We start from the raw sequence: 15,811 nt of genomic DNA on the forward strand, positions 1-15,811 counted from the left end.
GCCCCTCATTGTCCTGCCGGACATTTCTCCCCGTAAACGGGGTGAAAGGGCCTTTCGCATGAATGTCTGGCGCGAAAGCTGGGGCACGTCGTGGGGCACGTCGTGGGCGACCGCTGTCCAGCCGCCGATCGCCACGCTGGTGCTCGGCGCCGTCCGCATCCGCCCGGCGCTGGCTGGCGCGGTGACGATGAAGACCGCGATGGTCGCCGACATCGAAACCGGGCCGCTGCTGGCGGCCAGGATCGAGATGGATAGGCAGTAAGAGGCGGTGAGCGCCTTACGGCGCGAACGGGGAAGCAAAAAATGAGCTGCGTCGTCTATGTCGCCAACACGAACCTGATCGACGTGGTCGGCCTGAAAAGCGCGGTCGATGGCGAGTTCATCGCCGACGCCGATGTGACGGTGACGGTGAAGGACGCGGAAGGCGCCGCCGTCGCTGGCCAAGCCTGGCCGCTCACACTGGCCTCGATCGACGGCACCGACCCGGAAGGTAATTATCGCGGCATCCTCAAGGACACGCTGCAGTTGACGGCGGGCCAGACCTATTACGCCCATGTCGACGCCGACGCCGGGCAAGACCGGATCGGCCATTGGGAATTTTCCTTCACGCCGAAGACGAGGCGGGGTGTGTGATGGACTGGCAAGCGCTGCTCTATGGCCCGGTCTATGCGACGCTCGGCGTCGAGGCCGTGCTGACCTTGTGCGGCGGCGAGCCGCCGATCGCGCTGACGGTGCTCGACAAGACGGCGGGGATCGTTGTCGGCGGGCAGCAGCGTGATCGCGGGCGCTTCCAGGCCGAGGTTGAGACCATTCAACCGGCCGCTGCGGTGCGCGCAGCCGAACTGGCCAACGTCGATCGCGACAAGCTGCATGGCGCCGAGATCGCCTTCAACGGCAAGTGCTGGAAGATCGACACCCATGCCTTCCGCCCGTCGCCTCGGGGCGAAGGCGATGGCGAGATCCTGCTTTTGCTGACGGAGCGCTGACCATGGACACTCGCGAAGCAATCCTGGTGCGCCTTGTCGCCATCGCCGAAGGCATCGACGGCATCAGGTATGTCTATCGCAACAACATGCGTCCGTCGGAAGCCAACCTGCCGGCGATCCTGGTGCTCGACGGCGATGAAGCGGGCAACGAGAACGATCCGAACAACCGCGGCTCGCGCGGCCCGCGCCGCATGACCATGACGCCGCAGATGCTGATTGTCCTGCCAGAGACGGCGGAAGATGTCGGTACGGTGCTCAATGCCTACCGCGCCAAGCTGATCAAAGCCGTGGCGACCGATACCGGCCTGGCCGCGCTGACCACCAACCGGATCGGCCCATGGCTGCATTCGACGCAGACGTCGCTCGCCTGGGGCCGCTCGATGCTTGGCGAAATGGGCGTGGCCTTCGCCATTCCGTACTACCTCGACCCCGCCGCGCTCTAACCACAACCGCCCATTTCCAGCGTCATCAAGGGACGGGCACAATCCCGAAAGGACAGACCTATGCCTGCTTCTCCCGATACCGGCAACTATCGCATCCCGGCCGCCATCATCGAAATCAAGAAGGTCAGCGACATGGCGTATGTCAACGCCGGCAATCTGGTCGATTTCGTCTATTCGCCGACCGTTACCAAGAAGGAGCATTTTTCCGCCAGCTCGGGCTTGCGCGGCAAGGACTTCACCGCCGTCACCCAGGTCGCCGCATCGATCAAGGCGACGTTGGACGAGAACACGGCGCGGAACATCGCCATGTTCATGTTGGCGACCGTCGACACCAACACCGACGGCGATGAGATCATCGATCCGCTGACCGATCCGAACCAGACCATCGACATCAAGCTGACGGCGGTCAACACAATCGGCCCGATGATCGACTTCGAGGGCAACGTCACCATCAGTCCGTCCGGCGACTTCAACCTGATGGCCGACAATGACGACTTCGCCCAGATTCCGCTGGCGGCCGACGTCAATAAGAAAGACGGCCGCTTCGGCCGCTTCACCATCCGGCAGCAGGCGTAAGCATGACCGAGTTCATCGACATCGCGCCGCTCACCGTGACGGAAACGGTGCGCGGCCATCAGGTCGAGGTGCACGGCGTCGAGCTGACCGACATCGCCCAGATCATCTTCCGCTTTCCCGAGGTCGCGAAACTTTTCGACATGAAGGGCAAGAAGAAGATCGACCCGCAGGCCTTCGGCGCGCTGTCGAAGGCGCTGCAGGCGGCGCTGATCGCGGCGGCCGTGCCGCGCATCAGCGAAGCGGGCGCGGCGAACCTGACGCCGGGCGAGCGGGCGCTGCTCGTCTCGCGCATCCTGCTGCTCACGGTGCCGAGCCCCGCCGGCCCTTTCCTCGAGGCGCTGGCCAGGCTCACCGGCAAGGACGGCGCCGCGACGATCGGGGAGCCGGGGACAGCCTAGCGCTGGCCGCCGCGCGGCTGAAAAGCCTTGGCCATTCGGCGGCGGAGATCATGCATTACACGCCGCGCCAGATGGCGGCGTGGCTGCATTACGGCGAGATCGACCGGCGCAAGCGCATGGCCGACCAGCTGGTCATCGGCATGAACGCCGCGCGCGGCGATCCGCAGGACGTGTCGAGGCAAGTCGAGGACATGCGCGATGGCTAGCAGCCTCAAGATATTCGTCGAGGCGGCGTCCGGCCAGTTCGAACGGGCGATGCTCGGCGCGACCTACGACGTCAAGGTCGCCTCGATGAAGACCATGCACATGGCCGCCGACATCGCCAAGCCGATGGCCAGGGCCGAGATCGCCGCCGCCGGCTTCAGCCTGAAGTGGCAGAATGCCATGCGCACGGTGGTCTATCCGCAGGGCAACGTCATTTCCGCCCAGCCGACGCTGCAGGTCTATTCGAAGATCGGCTATTCCGGGATTTTCGAGGATGGCGGCGAGATCTTCGGCAACCCCTATCTGTGGCTGCCGCTGCCGGATGCGCCGATGGGCTCAGGCGGCCGCCGCATCGCGCCGGCGGACTATCGTTCGAAGGTCGGCCATCCGCTCTACTCGATCAAGCGCGCCGGCAAGCCGCCGCTGCTCGGCGCCTATGTGCGGGTCACCGATACGCGCGCCAAGGGCATTTCGCTGACCTTGCTGAAGCGCGGCCGCAACCCGACCGGGCGCGGCACCGAGCGCCTGGTGCCGCTCTATTTCGGCATTGCCAAGGTTGCGATCGGCGACAAGTTCAACATACGGGAGGCGATGGAAAGGGTCGCCGCCCAACTGCCGGAGATTTACGCCAGCGTGTGGAATGAGGGCGGCTAAGGAGTAAGGAAACCATGCTCGACCAGCCAAGAGCGGATAATGCGGCGGATTGTTTCCGGGCGCGATGTCTCCGAAAGATTGGCGGCTGCCTTGTCGAGCGGATCGAGAAGTTCGGGCTGAAGGCGGACGCCGATTAGGGTGCCTTGGCCGGTAGCAGGGCGGCCACGGGATTTTTTGTTATCACTAATTGACTTGGGCATGGATTAAGTGATAACAGAAAATAGTCGGGCCGGAAAGAGGTAGCAGCCTCTATCCAGCCCTAACCGAAACGAACCTTTGTGGAGGCTCGGATGGCTGCGGCCACGCATAGCACAGTTCCGCTGACGCGTAAGCGCCTGGAAACCATCATTGAAACGCTCATCAGCGCGCTCGACCGCTTCGACGGCGATCCCGACATCGAGGATTCCGACATAAGCGAGGACGACGATCGCGAGATCGACATCCTCGACGAGCCGCATGACGACGATGAGATGGAACAGGACATCCTCGGCGGCGAGCATTCCTTCATGGCCGGGCTGCAGCCCGACGGCTCTGGTTACGAGATCGGCGAAAAGCTGCTGCACAGCAACATCGCGCGCCGCTACGGCATCTGAAAAATCCGTCTCTGGCAGGATGGCCTAGACGTGAAATTCGAGTTCGCCAACGCGACCCCGTGCGTCTCGGGCCTGTCAGGGCTGGGATGCCGATGGAGGCCAATATGGCAAAAGCGCGGCCTGTCAGGCGAGGCGTTCATCGGCTCAGTTTCTTGAGAACTGGCGCGATGAACGCCACTGCCTGGTGCCAGTGTTCATCCTTTGGGGGTGGCTTATCTTCTCCGCGGTCAAAGTTTCGGTCGCCCCACTCACAGGCCTTCCTTCGAGCTTTCGGATCGCGAACTATGAACGCGATTAGATTGGCCTGTAGTGCAAGGTAAGCACTCCGCCTCGGATGTCGGATGTTTGGGTGGGATAAGACATCATCCATCACGAACTTCGAATACGATCGCGCAGACATGATGGCGCCAGCCTGCGCGTAAGTTAGATCGCCAAGCGGCGGCTCGCATATAAGGCGCCCGATTACTTCGATCTGAGTTTTGGTGCCGGGTGTCCCATCGTCGCCTTCAATCGGAATTGCCAAGTCGGAAATTCTAGGTCTTTCGATACCTATCTCGGCCTTGATGCCGAAGAGCGAGGTTAGGAAGCCCATCAGATTTCTCTAGCGGCGAAGCACACCTGTCCACGGCTCGTCCGGCTCTGGACGCTCGCCTAGCCTGAAAGGCGCTGCCTGGTTGGCTGGGTAAATAGTGTCATCCTCGACAACGCTATGCTGCTCTCGCCCGGTGAGCAGCAGCACAAAACCAAACAAAAATGTCGCTCCGCATAAGATGATGATGATCATGGCGAGGGTTGGATCGCGAACCCAGCGCCATGCGGCAACCTGAACCAGCGGCGATAACACAAACATCCACGCACCTTTGACGCCTTGCGCGTCCAGCAGCGTCTGAGTCTTCACTAGAAATCTAGCCATCGGAAAATCCCCCTGTTTCCAAATGGAAGCAGGGTTTGATGCCGTTGGCAACTGAGGTGCGCAAATGGCGTCAACACGAAACGCAATCAATATTCTGCTCAAACTTTTGGGCGGGGCAGAGATGGAGGCCGAGCTCAAGAAACTCGGCACCACGGGCGAGAAGGCCATCGGCGAGATCCAGGGCGCCGCCAACAAGGTTTCGCTCGCCAATCTCGGCGGCGCGATCAACGGTTTCGGCAACGATCTGCTGACCGTCGGCAAGCGCCTGACACTCGCGTTTGCCGGCATCAGCGCCGCTGTCACCTCGGCGGCGCCTTTCGTGCTGTTCCTGGCCAAATCTGGCGCCGAAGCAGCCGAGCAGGCCTCGAACGCAGCGCAAGCCGCAGGCATCCAGGTAGAGGCTTATCAGGCGCTCGCCTTTGCCGCTGGGCAGGCAAACGTCTCGCAGGAGCAGCTCGGCGTCGGCCTGTCGCAGTTCAACAAGCAGATCACCAAGACCGCCAGCGATGCCGGCAAGTCCGTCGGCCAGATGGGACGCGACATCAAGCAGGGCGTCGGCTTCACCATCGAGGCGTTCAAAGATATCGGCGTCGAAGTCACCCGCTTCGGCGATCAGACGAAGGCGGCCGGCGACAAGGCCAAGAAGGGCGCCAAGGACACGACGACCGGTTTCCAGGATCTCGGCATCAGCGTGAAGGATGCCGGCGGCAAACTGAAGCCGACCGAGCAGCTTCTGCTCGAGGTCGCGAACGCCTTCCAGAAACTGCCGGACGGCGCGAAGAAGTCGACTGTCGCCATCAAGCTGTTCGGCGAATCCGGGGCTCGGCTGATCCCGTTTCTCAACCAGGGCGCCGACGCCATCAAGGAGATCACGGCCGAAGCCGCGAAGATGGGCATCATCTTTTCCGATGACCAGATCCAGGCGGCGCAGGACTTCAACACCGCCATGGGCGATCTGCAGAAATCGGTCAGCAGCCTGCTGCGGCAGGTCGGTTTGCTTTTCGCGCCGGCGTTCACGGCCGGCGCGCGCTCTTTCAGGGACATCATCAACCAGAACCGCGCGGCGATCCTGTCCTTCACCAGGGACGCACTGGCCCAGGCGACGACGCTGATCAAGGACTTCTTCGCTGCCTTGTCCGGTCGCGACGCCGACGTCACCAGCAACAAGTGGCTGATCGATTGGCGCGACGGGATTGTCGGCTTCGGCAGCGACTTCAAGGCCGTGGCAACCGGTGTCGTCATCCCGGCGATGGAATTGCTGCGCAAGACCGCCCAGCTTGTGTCCGATGCCGTCAACGGCATTTTCGGCACCGACCTTTCCGCCGGCAAGATCGCCATCCTAGCGGGCATCACGCAAATACTTGGCGGCTTCACTCTGCTGCGCAGCGCGATTGTCCTGGCCGTCGAGGCCTTGGCGTTCTTCAGCCGTGCGTTGCTCGCAAATCCGTGGCTTCTGGCGATAACCGCGGTTGCGGGCGGCATCGCTCTATGGGCAACGCGCACGGATGAAGCGACGGCATCCCTGCGGGTCCATGAAGACCTCATCGGCAAGGTCGGCGATGCTTACGATCAGGCCGGCCGTAAGGTCGCCAATATGACGCAGTTCATGAAGGACCAGGCCCTTGTTGCTCTGAATAACAATCGACCTGCCATAGCAGACAGCTTAGCAAATGAGGTGGAAAATGCGAAAGCAGCCCTGCAACTGTTTGACCAGCAACTGCCGTTCGCGGGTGATGCGATTGACGCGCTGAACAAGGAAGTTGAGACCGGCAAGATTGGATGGGCGGAATATGCAAAGCAGATCGCTGCTCTGGGTGCCGCTCATCCTGAATTGGGCGCTCTGGCGCAAGAACTCCTCGATACCACCAAGCCGGTGGTCGATCTCTCTAACAAATTGGCGGAAGCCGACGACTGGACGAAGACTTTAACCGGCAGCATGACCGACGCGCAGTTTGCTGCGGCGCAGGCGGCGCGCGGCATTGCCGGCTATGGCACTAGCGCGCAACAGGCTGGCAGCGATGCTGCGGCCGGCCTCAACAGCGCCAATGCGGCGGTCGATCAGACCAAAGCGAAGGTCGGCGAACTTGACCACCAGATCACGGTGTTCCGCGGCGGCAAGGATGGCATTTCGAAGGAAGTTTTCGACGTCATCGACGGCGTCGCGCATCGTGCCGACCAGTCGAAGCAATCGCTCGACGGCGTCGTCGACAGCGCCAAGAAGGCCAAGGAGCAGATCCAGGGCGTCTCGAACGAGGTCACCAATTCCATCGCCGCCGTGCCGGACGCGATCAAGCCGGACGCTGCGGCTGCCGCGGTCGACGGCATCGTCGGCGACGTCGGCAAGATCGCGCCGGCCGCGCAGGAAGCCGCCACCGGCGCCTCCGATGCGCTGAGCAACATCGACACCAGCGGCGCGGCAGCGGCGGCCGAGGCCTTCGCGCTGCCGTTCCAGGGCCTGCCCGGCCAGATCGGCGCGATCCTGTCGGCCATCCAGGGCCTGGTGCGCGGCGGCTTCGGCAATCTTGCGTCGACCGTCTCCAGCCTCGCCGCGCAGATCAGGGGCGAGATCGCCTCGATCATATCGGCGCTGCAGGCAGCGGTCGCCCAGGCGCAGCAATTGCGCGCGCAAGCCGGATCGTCCGATGGTGGCGGCTCGCATGGCGGCTTCGCGGAAGGCGGCCACGTTGTCGGCCCCGGCGGCCCCAAGACCGACAGCATCCTGGCATGGCTGTCGAATGGCGAGTTCGTCCTGCAGGCCGCGGCTGTGAAGCGTCTGGGCGTCGGCTTCCTGCATGCGCTCAACAATGGCTTCATCCCGTCACTGAAGAGCCTCAAGGGCTTCAGCCTCGGCGGTGTCGTCGACAACTTCAGCCGTGCCATGGCGATCCCTGCCTATGCCGGCGGCGGCCTGGCGACATCAAACCTCGCGCCGGCTTCCGGCTTCTCCGGCGATACCGTTGCGGTCAAGCTTCAATACGGCCCGACGGTGGCAGATGTCATCGACCTGATCGGCGAGGCCGATCCGGTGAACCGGTTTCAGCAGTTCGCCTTGCGAGGGTCTATAGCCAGCCTTGGCCGGAGGCCCGGCGGCAAATGATATCGGCTGACAACCCTACGCTCCTGCGCCTCGACCCGATCGCCGTGCCGCCTTACTCGGCGCGCGGCCTCTCGGAGGAATTCACGCTTGATGGCGACGCGCAGCTGGCGCGCACCGTCAACAACACCATGATCGACCTGGGCGATGGCACGCAGGAAAAATACGCGCTGACCATCACATGCACCGACCAGAATATGCCGGCGCTTGACGGGGTCCGACGCGGCATGGTGTTGACGGTGGATTGCGCCACAGAGTTTTCCTATCTCACGACCGGCGGCGCGCCATCGCGCGAGGTCGCATCGAGCACCGATGATCCTGCCATCCGCACCGAAGGCGCTTTCACGCTGTACCGGCCGCGCCTGACCATGATGGTCGTCGGCTATCGCCTCTCTTTCGACGAATGGGGCGCGGCCTGCAATTGGTCCCTGGATCTGGTCGAGCGCTGAAAAATGTGGTTCTTCGCCTGGGTCCATGAGACCGAGACCAGTTTCGGCCTCGAGCATCAGGTCATTGACGAGGATATCGTCTCGATCGGACTGGCCCACCTGGAAGGCCTTGCCGCCACGCTCGACATCACGGTCAGGAATCCGCGCGTCGGCTTGCTCGCACCGGGGCGCAAGCAGTGGGCCTGGCTGTCGTGGCATGACGAGGCGAACCCCACGGCCAGCGTCGTGCCGGTGCTGTTCGGCCGGCTCGTCGGCGTGCCGCAGGCGGTGCAGGGCAACGCCGTGACGCTGACTTTTCTGGCGCGGCCGTCCGATTATGACGCGCTGAAGCGCGCGCTGGCCGAGGCGATGAAGATTGCGCCCAATTGGGACCAGATGTTCATCAACGCCGATTCCCGCGACGACCCCGACACGGTGCTGGAAGGCTATACCAAGGTCTGGCATATCGACCGCGTCGACCATGCCGTCACCGCCTCCGACATCCTCGATGGCGAGGACGGGCTGATCGACTTTGGCGACGACTTCATCCGCGACAGCCTGTCCATCGAACCGGGCGAGCCGCCGCTGACGTCGATCAAGGTGTCGGCGGAAATCAACTGGGCGCAGGCGGCGACCGGCACGGTCGACTTCACCGCGCAGCTCGCCGCCGCCTTTCAATTGGCCGGCGCCGGCAACGGCCATTTCATCCAGTCGCTGACCGGCGACGGGGTGATGCAGGATTATCCCGAAAAGGGCGACCGCATCGGCGGCGGCTGGACGTTTGGCGATTGTTCGATCGTGCGCGCGGACGGCTTCGTCGTGCCGCAGGATTACCACCAGGTCATCATGACCAACGGCACCGGGCAGTTCCCGGTCTGGACCATGGTTCCGGTCTACAAGGCCGACTACGACGTCTCGCGCAACCGGCAGGAAACGGTTTCCTTCACGCTTGTCGCCGACTGCCAGGCGATCCTGACCGAGCCGGACGGCCAGGACGTGCAGGAAATAAAAGTGTCGGGCGATGCCGACGAGCCCTGCGACCCGCCGACCACCGACTTTCCCGATGGCGCCTTGCCGATCGGCGACGTTCGCAAGCGCGCCTACCTGACGACGGAACGCGGTCGCCGCAGCATCGACTTCCTCGTATGCCTGGCCCGCCGCGCCATCCTGGAACGGTCAAGGGCGGTCTCGATTACCTTCACGGTTCCTCTGAGTGCCGTGCCTCGCACCGAAGACGGCCGGCTTAAACTGTCTTGCCGCGTCAATGCCCGCATCGCCGATCCGCGCATTCCGGGCGGCTCTGCGACCGGCAAGGTCATCGGCTACGTCTTTTCGGTCTCGGACGGCGCGGCGACGGCCAGCATCACCATCGGCTGCACGGTCGGCAAGGGCAACACTGTCACCACCGTGCCGGGCGAGCCGGTCTATGTCGAGGAAGATTATGTCGAGGACGGCTACCAGGCCTATGCGGGCCGCACGGTGATGCCGATTGCCGGCGAGATCACGCTGTCGCAGGATTACCTGCTGGTGCCGCCCAACGATGACGGCGTCGACTTCCTCGCCATGGATCCGGCAGCGCTTGTCGTGCAGACCACGATCATCAATCCGCTGCCGACGCAGCGCGCCGTGCTCAACGCCTTCCAGACCGACCTCGCCGGCGCCATGGCCGCGCTCGACCAAGTCTTCACCGAAGTCGACCAGGATCTCAAGGTGCTGAAAGGCGGGCCGTTCGTCACCGACTATCCGCTGAGCGTGAGTGCCTTGATGGTCCCGCGTAGCATAGACTTGGAATCGCCATGAACTATGCTCGCATATATGAAGCGTTTATTGCCGATCGCAGAAAGCGAGAGGCGTTGTTAACGCGTGACAACAAGGTAATGTGGGAACGACACCACATAATTCCTCGATCTCGCGGTGGGACGGACTGCCGGAACAACCTCATTAAGTTGACTCATCAGGATCACCTTTTCTCGCATCTGTTGCTCGCCAAAATTTACGGCGGCAGCCTGTGGTCGGCAATATTCCTGATGACAAGGAAGGCGGTTGGCCGCCACACTCGCTCAGCTTACGCCATCGCCAGAATCAATCACGCGCGCGCTCAGTCTGAAAAATTAAAAGGTCAGCCTGGCTTTATGACCGGCAAGAAGCACTCCGAAGAGACGCGGATCAGGCTTGTTAATTCACATCTAGGTAACCGACACAGCCAAGAAACTCTGGCAAAAATGTCGTCCGCGCAGATGGGCAACAAGTACAGGCTGGGCAGCAGAGATAGCGACGAAGTTCGCGAAAAGAAACGCCAGAGAATGCTCGGCAACCCAAGCCGGGAAGGGATGACAACCAGCCACGATCATCGCGGTCGCATCTCAGAATCCGTCAAGAAATCATGGACACCTAAGCGACATGAGCAGCACCAAGCAATGCTGCGGCGCAGGTATGGAAAAGCCTGATGTTTTTTTGCATGAAACCGGGCGAAGCCCGCAAGACCTACCGGCCGTCGCGGCTTATGCCGCGCTCCGCCGGAGCGCCTGCGGCGCGTGAGGCAGAATAATGGTGGACGGTATAAGCATTGGCGGCATCGCCAATCCGTGGCGCGCGATTCCCCGCAGCGGGCCAAGCCTGTCTTTCGTCACCGCCAACAACGGCGCCGGCGTTCTCAAGCGCGCTCTGGCCAGGGTCAAGCCCGATGCCGGCGGCGACGCGCATATCCGCTTCGGCAAGGCCTCGCGCTTCACCGCGGTGACGCCCGAGCAACGCACCCAGCCGGGCGCGACCATCACCTGGCCGAACGACAACAACCAGGACGACGAGCCGGCCAAGGAAATCCACATCGCCGAATACGACTGGGTGTCGCGCTGCTGGGAGGATTTTCGCGTCGAACAGGAAGGCGAGCCGGAGAACTGGGTCGAGGTCCGGAACATGTACCGCGTCGTCCTCGTCGGCCGTGACAAGGGCGATTACATCGGCCTCAACCTGCCGCGCGTCGCCGACGACAAATAAGGACAATTTCAGATGGCACCTACCTACCGCCGGGTGAAGGGCTCGAACCTCACCCCCGACGAGGTCGACGACAATTTCGAAGGTCTCGACGTCCGCGTCACCGCCATCGAGGATGCGCCGGTGGTTGGCGTTCCGCCGTCGAACTGGACAGTCGCCGGCACGCAATGGACGATCTATTACCCCGACGGCCTGACCTTCGGCCCCTTCACGCTGCCGCAGGCGATGTTCCGGCCTTCGGTCGTCGGCACGCTCGATGTTCCGACCGACGGCGTCTATGTGGTCATCAACAGCGATTTCAATCGCTTCTGGAACTATGATGGCGTCAGCGACGTGACGGTCGACCTGCCGGTGACCGCGACGGCCGACATGGAAGTCACGTTCTGCCAGGTCGGCGCTGGCGCGCTTGTCTTCCCCGATGCAACCGACCTGACCGTGCTTGGCCTCAGCGGCTTCCTCAACCGCACAGGCGGCCAAGGTTCGGTCGTGACGGCGAAGTTCATAGAGGATGGCGTCTGGCGGCTGATCGGCCGCGTCGCCGAGGACGTGACGGCCTGATGGTCGCCTACGGTTCGAAAGAGCATCCGGCCAACCTCGGGCCGTTCCGGCGCATCATCAACGTGCACTGGGGGTCGAAGTATCTGGCGCTCGGCATTGATGTGGTCGTCAATATCCAGATCGGCCAGCCGCTTGAGAACTTCTCGATCATCGGGCCGCCTATCGTCTTTCCGGATGCCTTCCACTACGCCAAGGCGATCGACAGGTCGGCCGCACTGGTCGGCTCGGCCTATGTCGGCGACAGCGCCCATTGGTCCCCGATCTCGCCCGATCAGGTCGTCGCCAGCGGTTTGCCCTCTTCGAATTCGATCGGCCTCAGCGATTGGGCGTGGGTTGGCGAGGATGGCGCCGGCACCAAGATTCCTTTCCATCAATGGCACGCGGGCGGCGCGGCGGTGGGCGTGCCGGCCGTCGAGGCACCGGGCGGTGCCGGCACGTTCAATCAGGACCTCGCCCCCTCGGTCGACTACAGGGGGCAGCTGTTCCTGGAAGGCGCGCCGAACTGGACGCCGTTCTTCACCAATGCCGGCCAATGGGGCACCGGCGCGACCGATGGCGGGCCGTTCACACCTCTGATCAGCGACATCGAAAGCGAGCCGTTTTCGCTCGCCGGTCTTTCGGCGACTTACAAGGACAAGACGTGGCGGCCGCTCGCCTCGCTGGTGTCCGGCGTCTCCGGCTTCGCGCATGGGTCGCTGTTGGTGCTTCTGAAGAAAGAGGATGTCACCGCATGATGCCAGGTGTCGCCGCCCAGCCGCTTCGCCGCCATTCCTCCGGCGGAGGTGGTGGCATCAGCAATGAGTGGAGCCTCGATTTCCTCAATGAGGTCTACACCAAGAACGGTTCCCCGGTCAGCTTGGCCGACATCATCGACAAGCCGGAGCGCGTCGGCGCCAACGGTCTCGAAATCCTCGACAACGACGCCGACGGATCGGTCTCGATCATCGGCGATCTGCTGGCCGACCTCATTACCGCCGCCTGGACGGTCGTCATTGAATTTGAAAAAGTGGCGATCGACACGCTTGCCGAGCTGCTGCTCGTCGCCGACATCGATCTCAACCATTCTATCGCCGTCGATGTCTACACCTCCATGCAGGGGTATGATTCCGGCTTCATCATCCGCACGGTCGACAATGACGGCGAATACCGCAGCGGCGTGCACAAGGTCGCCTTCACCCGCACCGACAATCTCGTCGGCATATCGACCGATGGCGGCGCCGCCGACGCCGACACGACGCCGAATACCACGCTCAACCCGATGGCGGCCGCCGCCTTCGGCGGCTACCCGGCGCCGGATGAGAGCTACGACGCCTGCTACATCAGGACGATGCGGCTGATCCCGCCGGTCTCGGCCGGCGGCCTGCCGGCCTTGAGCGGCTGACAACCACAAACGCTTCCTTTCGAAAGGAAACCACCATGGCATCTTCCCGTCAAAAGGAAGCGCTTGCCCGCGTGCTCGCGCATGAGGGCGGTTATGTGAACCATCCCAGGGATCCCGGCGGCCCGACCAACAAGGGCGTCACGCAACGGGTCTATGATTCCTATCGCCGCTCGAAGGGGCTCGGCGCGCAGTCGGTGCAGGTGATCTCGATGAAGGAGATCGCCGAGATCTACGACCGGCAGTATTGGGACGCGGTTCATGGCGACGAGCTGCCGGCCGGCGTCGACTACGTGCTGTTCGACGGCGCGGTGAATTCCGGGCCGAAGCAATCGATCGTCTGGCTGCAGCGGGCGCTCGGGGCCGCCTACAAGGGTCGCGTCGACGGCACGATGGGTTTTTCCACCATCGCCGCCGTCAACGCCGTCAACGACCGCGACGCGCTGATCGACCGCATCTGCGACCAGAGACTGAGTTTTCTCAGGCAACTCAGAACGTGGCCGACCTTCGGCCGCGGCTGGGCCGCGCGCGTCGCCGAGGTGCGCGCCATCGGCAAGGCCTGGGCGACCAACGCGGCGCCGCTGGTCGCGAACTTCTATGACGGCGCCAGCGCCAAGGCCTATGCCGAGGACGCGCCGGCCGCGCCCATGACGGCGCCGGCCGACGCCGCGACCGGCGCCGGCATCGGCGGCGGCGTCGTCGCCGGCACGCTGCAGAGCCTGCAGGACCAGCTCCTGCCCTTCAGCTACGCCAGCGAATGGATCGGCAAGGTCATCGTCGTGCTCACCATAGTCAGCGCGCTGCTCGCCATCGGCGGCCTCGCCTGGAGCTGGTACGCGCGGCGCAAGGCGAAGCGCTTGGCCGAAGCCATGGGGCCGGCGTGATGGAAGGGCGCGTCGAACTTGTCTTGGCCTTGTGGCAGGCTGCTCGCCCCTATGCGTTGGCTTCCTGCGGTGGCGCGCTCATCGGGCTGCTGTTCTACAGCGTGGTGTGGGCATGACCAGGATCCTGCTCATTGCGCTCGCCCTGGCCGTCGCCGCCTGCATGGGCGTCGGCCTCGTCGCCTATCACTACAAGGTCGCCGCGCGCGACGCCGTTGCCGCTCAAGCTGCGGCCGAGCGCGACCGCGACACGGCGATCACCGTCAACAAGCGCCAGGACGAGGCGCTTGGCCGCCTGAAGGCCGCCAAGGAAAAAGCTGACCAGCTCGCCGCCGACCTCGCCGAGCAGGTGAAGACCTCCAGCCAGGCGCTTGTCGACGCCGCGGCCGAACGCAGGACGCTCGAAAATGAGAATGACGACATCCGCAAGTTTCTGGCTCTGCGCATCCCTGATGCTTTGCGCCTGCGCGACGCCCAAGCCGTCGGTCATCGTTGAAACGAGGATCGAGAAGGACCGCGTGCCGGCCGCCTCGATCGCGCCGGTGTCGCCGCCCTGGCGAAAAGCCGGCGCGCCGGCCAATGCCCGCGCCGGCGGCGCCGAGACCGTCGACGATCTCTACACGCGCGGCGACGTCAACGAATCGCGGCTGCTGGTCTGCACCGCGCAGGTGAACGGCGTGCGAGCGTGGGACAGGCAGTGATCGCATCGCATTCGAGCAGTGCATGAAAGGGCGGCGGGCGGATGGCGGACGATGAGGTCGAGATGACCAAGGGCGCGCAGAAGATTGCCGACAGCGTGCTTTTGCTGGCCATCGCGCGCGTGTCGATGGCGCTGTCGCTGCCGGTGATCGGACTGATCAGCTGGCTGGGCAGCGGCTATCTCGAGGCCAAGTTCGACGCCGTCAACGTGCGCGTCACCGGCGTCGAGCAGAAAGCCGACGCCACCGCCGAGCAGACGACCAAGATCAATGACAGGCTGATCGCCGTCGAGACCAGCCAGACGGCCGCGCAGGACGCGCGCGGCAAGTTCGAATCGGCCACGCTGGCCAGGCTCGACCGCCTGCAGGATTCCATCATCGAGCTCTCCAAGGCCGTCGCCGCGCTCACCGCCACCGTCCAGGCCGACCGCAAGGAACGCGGCCCGCAGCCGCCGTAGGTCGCGCCTTCCCGACAAACCAGGCCATGGCCCGTTCCGCTGCGTCGGGGCGGGCTTTTTCGTTTCAACCCTTGACGCTCGGCGCCGGGGGTTTTGGCGCGGGATCGAAGGACAGCCTCTCGACCGTGGCGATGATCGCCTTCGATATCGCTTCCGCCTCATCGAGCAGCGACGGGCCGTAACACTGGGACGTGAACGAAAGATGATTCCTTGTACGGATTTTGTACGGAAATCGCCCGTAAGTTGCCGCTTTGTACCGAATTTCCCTGCACGCAACTGCGTGCGTGAACAAATCAGGCTCGCCGCAACCATTGATTTTCATTGAGAAAACTGGCGCACCCGACAGGATTCGAACCTGTGACCTCTGCCTTCGGAGGGCAGCGCTCTATCCAGCTGAGCTACGGGTGCTTCCCGGGAACCGGAAAACGAACCGGCCGGTGAGCCGGCCAGCCACGGCTTCTTAGCGGAAGCCGCTTCGGGCTTCAACGGGCAATTGGGGTGGCGGCGGCCTGATGAGCTGATTGTCTCACCGATAGCCCATTGGATAGGGCGCTC

Annotated in this window: 23 protein-coding genes and 1 tRNA gene; 21 read left to right on the plus strand and 3 right to left on the minus strand. The window is 63.5% G+C overall.

Annotated features, from left to right (window positions below):
- Positions 1 to 58 precede the first annotated feature (58 nt).
- Genes FJW10_RS25660 through FJW10_RS25690 form a run of 8 tightly spaced genes read left to right on the plus strand, consistent with a single transcriptional unit; the run spans position 59 to position 3,261 of the window.
- Positions 59 to 262, plus strand: a complete 204-nt coding sequence (locus FJW10_RS25660; RefSeq protein ID WP_140902163.1) for a hypothetical protein — start codon at positions 59 to 61, stop codon at positions 260 to 262.
- A 41-nt stretch (positions 263 to 303) separates the two neighbouring features.
- Positions 304 to 633 carry a hypothetical protein gene (locus tag FJW10_RS25665; protein WP_140902164.1) on the plus strand — a complete coding sequence of 110 codons (330 nt, stop codon included), beginning with the start codon at positions 304 to 306 and terminating at the stop codon, positions 631 to 633.
- Positions 633 to 986: a hypothetical protein gene (locus tag FJW10_RS25670; RefSeq protein ID WP_140902165.1), complete on the plus strand. Its 354-nt coding sequence runs from the start codon at positions 633 to 635 to the stop codon at positions 984 to 986. Before FJW10_RS25665 ends, FJW10_RS25670 begins: the two co-directional genes overlap by 1 nt.
- 2 nt (positions 987 to 988) lie before the next feature.
- Positions 989 to 1,429: a hypothetical protein gene (locus FJW10_RS25675; protein WP_140902166.1), complete on the plus strand. Its 441-nt coding sequence runs from the start codon at positions 989 to 991 to the stop codon at positions 1,427 to 1,429.
- A gap of 60 nt (positions 1,430 to 1,489) precedes the next feature.
- A complete protein-coding gene (locus FJW10_RS25680) occupies positions 1,490 to 2,005 on the plus strand; it encodes a hypothetical protein (RefSeq protein WP_140902167.1) in 516 nt (171 codons plus the stop codon).
- A 2-nt stretch (positions 2,006 to 2,007) separates the two neighbouring features.
- Positions 2,008 to 2,403 (plus strand): hypothetical protein, encoded by a 396-nt coding sequence (locus FJW10_RS25685; protein WP_140902168.1) that lies wholly within the window; start codon positions 2,008 to 2,010, stop codon positions 2,401 to 2,403.
- Between the two features lie 50 nt (positions 2,404 to 2,453).
- Positions 2,454 to 2,609, plus strand: coding sequence for a hypothetical protein (locus FJW10_RS30565; protein ID WP_181177666.1), 156 nt, complete (start codon positions 2,454 to 2,456; stop codon positions 2,607 to 2,609).
- The gene (locus tag FJW10_RS25690) at positions 2,602 to 3,261 is read left to right on the plus strand and encodes a DUF6441 family protein (protein WP_140902169.1); all 660 of its coding nucleotides are present in this window, start codon (positions 2,602 to 2,604) and stop codon (positions 3,259 to 3,261) included. Before FJW10_RS30565 ends, FJW10_RS25690 begins: the two co-directional genes overlap by 8 nt.
- Here FJW10_RS25690 and FJW10_RS25695 read toward each other — a convergent pair.
- Positions 3,258 to 3,461 carry a ribbon-helix-helix domain-containing protein gene (locus tag FJW10_RS25695; protein ID WP_140902170.1) on the minus strand — a complete coding sequence of 68 codons (204 nt, stop codon included), beginning with the start codon at positions 3,459 to 3,461 and terminating at the stop codon, positions 3,258 to 3,260. The two genes, FJW10_RS25690 and FJW10_RS25695, sit on opposite strands and share 4 nt — an antisense overlap.
- A 90-nt stretch (positions 3,462 to 3,551) precedes the next feature.
- Here FJW10_RS25695 and FJW10_RS25700 point away from each other — a divergent pair, with 90 nt between their 5' ends.
- Positions 3,552 to 3,854 (plus strand): hypothetical protein, encoded by a 303-nt coding sequence (locus FJW10_RS25700; protein WP_140902171.1) that lies wholly within the window; start codon positions 3,552 to 3,554, stop codon positions 3,852 to 3,854.
- 601 nt (positions 3,855 to 4,455) lie between these two features.
- Here FJW10_RS25700 and FJW10_RS25705 read toward each other — a convergent pair.
- A complete protein-coding gene (locus FJW10_RS25705) occupies positions 4,456 to 4,767 on the minus strand; it encodes a hypothetical protein (protein WP_140902172.1) in 312 nt (103 codons plus the stop codon).
- Positions 4,768 to 4,888: 121 nt separating this feature from the next.
- On the opposite strand from FJW10_RS25705, the gene FJW10_RS25710 reads away from it, so the two are divergent.
- The 12 genes from FJW10_RS25710 (at position 4,889) to FJW10_RS25765 (ending at position 15,256) form a co-directional block, all read left to right on the plus strand.
- Positions 4,889 to 7,864, plus strand: a complete 2,976-nt coding sequence (locus FJW10_RS25710) for a phage tail tape measure protein (RefSeq protein WP_140902173.1) — start codon at positions 4,889 to 4,891, stop codon at positions 7,862 to 7,864.
- Complete coding sequence (locus tag FJW10_RS25715) at positions 7,861 to 8,310, plus strand: hypothetical protein (RefSeq protein ID WP_140902174.1); 450 nt, start codon at positions 7,861 to 7,863, stop codon at positions 8,308 to 8,310. Before FJW10_RS25710 ends, FJW10_RS25715 begins: the two co-directional genes overlap by 4 nt.
- Positions 8,311 to 8,313: 3 nt before the next feature.
- Positions 8,314 to 10,089 (plus strand): hypothetical protein, encoded by a 1,776-nt coding sequence (locus tag FJW10_RS25720; protein WP_140902175.1) that lies wholly within the window; start codon positions 8,314 to 8,316, stop codon positions 10,087 to 10,089.
- Positions 10,086 to 10,736, plus strand: a complete 651-nt coding sequence (locus tag FJW10_RS25725) for an NUMOD3 domain-containing DNA-binding protein (protein WP_140902176.1) — start codon at positions 10,086 to 10,088, stop codon at positions 10,734 to 10,736. Before FJW10_RS25720 ends, FJW10_RS25725 begins: the two co-directional genes overlap by 4 nt.
- Positions 10,737 to 10,836: 100 nt before the next feature.
- Positions 10,837 to 11,286, plus strand: coding sequence for a hypothetical protein (locus FJW10_RS25730; protein WP_140902177.1), 450 nt, complete (start codon positions 10,837 to 10,839; stop codon positions 11,284 to 11,286).
- Between the two features lie 12 nt (positions 11,287 to 11,298).
- A complete protein-coding gene (locus FJW10_RS25735; protein ID WP_140902178.1) occupies positions 11,299 to 11,841 on the plus strand; it encodes a hypothetical protein in 543 nt (180 codons plus the stop codon).
- On the plus strand, positions 11,841 to 12,575 hold the full coding sequence (locus tag FJW10_RS25740) for a hypothetical protein (protein ID WP_140902179.1): 735 nt from the start codon (positions 11,841 to 11,843) through the stop codon (positions 12,573 to 12,575). The genes FJW10_RS25735 and FJW10_RS25740 overlap by 1 nt, the downstream gene beginning before the upstream one ends.
- Complete coding sequence (locus FJW10_RS25745; RefSeq protein ID WP_140902180.1) at positions 12,572 to 13,222, plus strand: hypothetical protein; 651 nt, start codon at positions 12,572 to 12,574, stop codon at positions 13,220 to 13,222. Before FJW10_RS25740 ends, FJW10_RS25745 begins: the two co-directional genes overlap by 4 nt.
- Positions 13,223 to 13,257: 35 nt before the next feature.
- Complete coding sequence (locus FJW10_RS25750) at positions 13,258 to 14,103, plus strand: glycoside hydrolase family 108 protein (protein WP_140902181.1); 846 nt, start codon at positions 13,258 to 13,260, stop codon at positions 14,101 to 14,103.
- A 112-nt stretch (positions 14,104 to 14,215) separates the two neighbouring features.
- Entirely contained in the window at positions 14,216 to 14,596 is a 381-nt protein-coding gene (locus FJW10_RS25755) for a hypothetical protein (protein WP_140902182.1), read from the plus strand.
- Between the two features lie 22 nt (positions 14,597 to 14,618).
- Positions 14,619 to 14,801: a hypothetical protein gene (locus tag FJW10_RS25760; protein ID WP_140902183.1), complete on the plus strand. Its 183-nt coding sequence runs from the start codon at positions 14,619 to 14,621 to the stop codon at positions 14,799 to 14,801.
- A gap of 41 nt (positions 14,802 to 14,842) precedes the next feature.
- Positions 14,843 to 15,256 (plus strand): hypothetical protein, encoded by a 414-nt coding sequence (locus FJW10_RS25765; protein WP_140902184.1) that lies wholly within the window; start codon positions 14,843 to 14,845, stop codon positions 15,254 to 15,256.
- 331 nt (positions 15,257 to 15,587) lie between these two features.
- Here the strand turns inward: FJW10_RS25765 and FJW10_RS25770 are convergent.
- Positions 15,588 to 15,664 (minus strand) — tRNA-Arg (locus FJW10_RS25770).
- Positions 15,665 to 15,811: the final 147 nt, after the last annotated feature.

The sequence above is a fragment of the Mesorhizobium sp. B4-1-1 genome (genome assembly GCF_006439375.1).
GTDB lineage: Bacteria > Pseudomonadota > Alphaproteobacteria > Rhizobiales > Rhizobiaceae > Mesorhizobium.

Excerpts from the sequence above, each read along its gene's own strand:
- FJW10_RS25660 (WP_140902163.1), top strand. The coding sequence starts at position 59 with ATGAATGTCTGGCGCGAAAGCTGGGGCACGTCGTGGGGCACGTCGTGG.
- FJW10_RS25665 (WP_140902164.1), top strand. The coding sequence starts at position 304 with ATGAGCTGCGTCGTCTATGTCGCCAACACGAACCTGATCGACGTGGTC.
- FJW10_RS25670 (WP_140902165.1), top strand. The coding sequence starts at position 633 with ATGGACTGGCAAGCGCTGCTCTATGGCCCGGTCTATGCGACGCTCGGC.
- FJW10_RS25675 (WP_140902166.1), top strand. The coding sequence starts at position 989 with ATGGACACTCGCGAAGCAATCCTGGTGCGCCTTGTCGCCATCGCCGAA.
- FJW10_RS25680 (WP_140902167.1), top strand. The coding sequence starts at position 1,490 with ATGCCTGCTTCTCCCGATACCGGCAACTATCGCATCCCGGCCGCCATC.
- FJW10_RS25685 (WP_140902168.1), top strand. The coding sequence starts at position 2,008 with ATGACCGAGTTCATCGACATCGCGCCGCTCACCGTGACGGAAACGGTG.
- FJW10_RS30565 (WP_181177666.1), top strand. The coding sequence starts at position 2,454 with ATGCATTACACGCCGCGCCAGATGGCGGCGTGGCTGCATTACGGCGAG.
- FJW10_RS25690 (WP_140902169.1), top strand. The coding sequence starts at position 2,602 with ATGGCTAGCAGCCTCAAGATATTCGTCGAGGCGGCGTCCGGCCAGTTC.
- FJW10_RS25695 (WP_140902170.1), bottom strand. The coding sequence starts at position 3,461 with ATGCCCAAGTCAATTAGTGATAACAAAAAATCCCGTGGCCGCCCTGCT.
- FJW10_RS25700 (WP_140902171.1), top strand. The coding sequence starts at position 3,552 with ATGGCTGCGGCCACGCATAGCACAGTTCCGCTGACGCGTAAGCGCCTG.
- FJW10_RS25705 (WP_140902172.1), bottom strand. The coding sequence starts at position 4,767 with ATGGCTAGATTTCTAGTGAAGACTCAGACGCTGCTGGACGCGCAAGGC.
- FJW10_RS25710 (WP_140902173.1), top strand. The coding sequence starts at position 4,889 with ATGGAGGCCGAGCTCAAGAAACTCGGCACCACGGGCGAGAAGGCCATC.
- FJW10_RS25715 (WP_140902174.1), top strand. The coding sequence starts at position 7,861 with ATGATATCGGCTGACAACCCTACGCTCCTGCGCCTCGACCCGATCGCC.
- FJW10_RS25720 (WP_140902175.1), top strand. The coding sequence starts at position 8,314 with ATGTGGTTCTTCGCCTGGGTCCATGAGACCGAGACCAGTTTCGGCCTC.
- FJW10_RS25725 (WP_140902176.1), top strand. The coding sequence starts at position 10,086 with ATGAACTATGCTCGCATATATGAAGCGTTTATTGCCGATCGCAGAAAG.
- FJW10_RS25730 (WP_140902177.1), top strand. The coding sequence starts at position 10,837 with ATGGTGGACGGTATAAGCATTGGCGGCATCGCCAATCCGTGGCGCGCG.
- FJW10_RS25735 (WP_140902178.1), top strand. The coding sequence starts at position 11,299 with ATGGCACCTACCTACCGCCGGGTGAAGGGCTCGAACCTCACCCCCGAC.
- FJW10_RS25740 (WP_140902179.1), top strand. The coding sequence starts at position 11,841 with ATGGTCGCCTACGGTTCGAAAGAGCATCCGGCCAACCTCGGGCCGTTC.
- FJW10_RS25745 (WP_140902180.1), top strand. The coding sequence starts at position 12,572 with ATGATGCCAGGTGTCGCCGCCCAGCCGCTTCGCCGCCATTCCTCCGGC.
- FJW10_RS25750 (WP_140902181.1), top strand. The coding sequence starts at position 13,258 with ATGGCATCTTCCCGTCAAAAGGAAGCGCTTGCCCGCGTGCTCGCGCAT.
- FJW10_RS25755 (WP_140902182.1), top strand. The coding sequence starts at position 14,216 with ATGACCAGGATCCTGCTCATTGCGCTCGCCCTGGCCGTCGCCGCCTGC.
- FJW10_RS25765 (WP_140902184.1), top strand. The coding sequence starts at position 14,843 with ATGGCGGACGATGAGGTCGAGATGACCAAGGGCGCGCAGAAGATTGCC.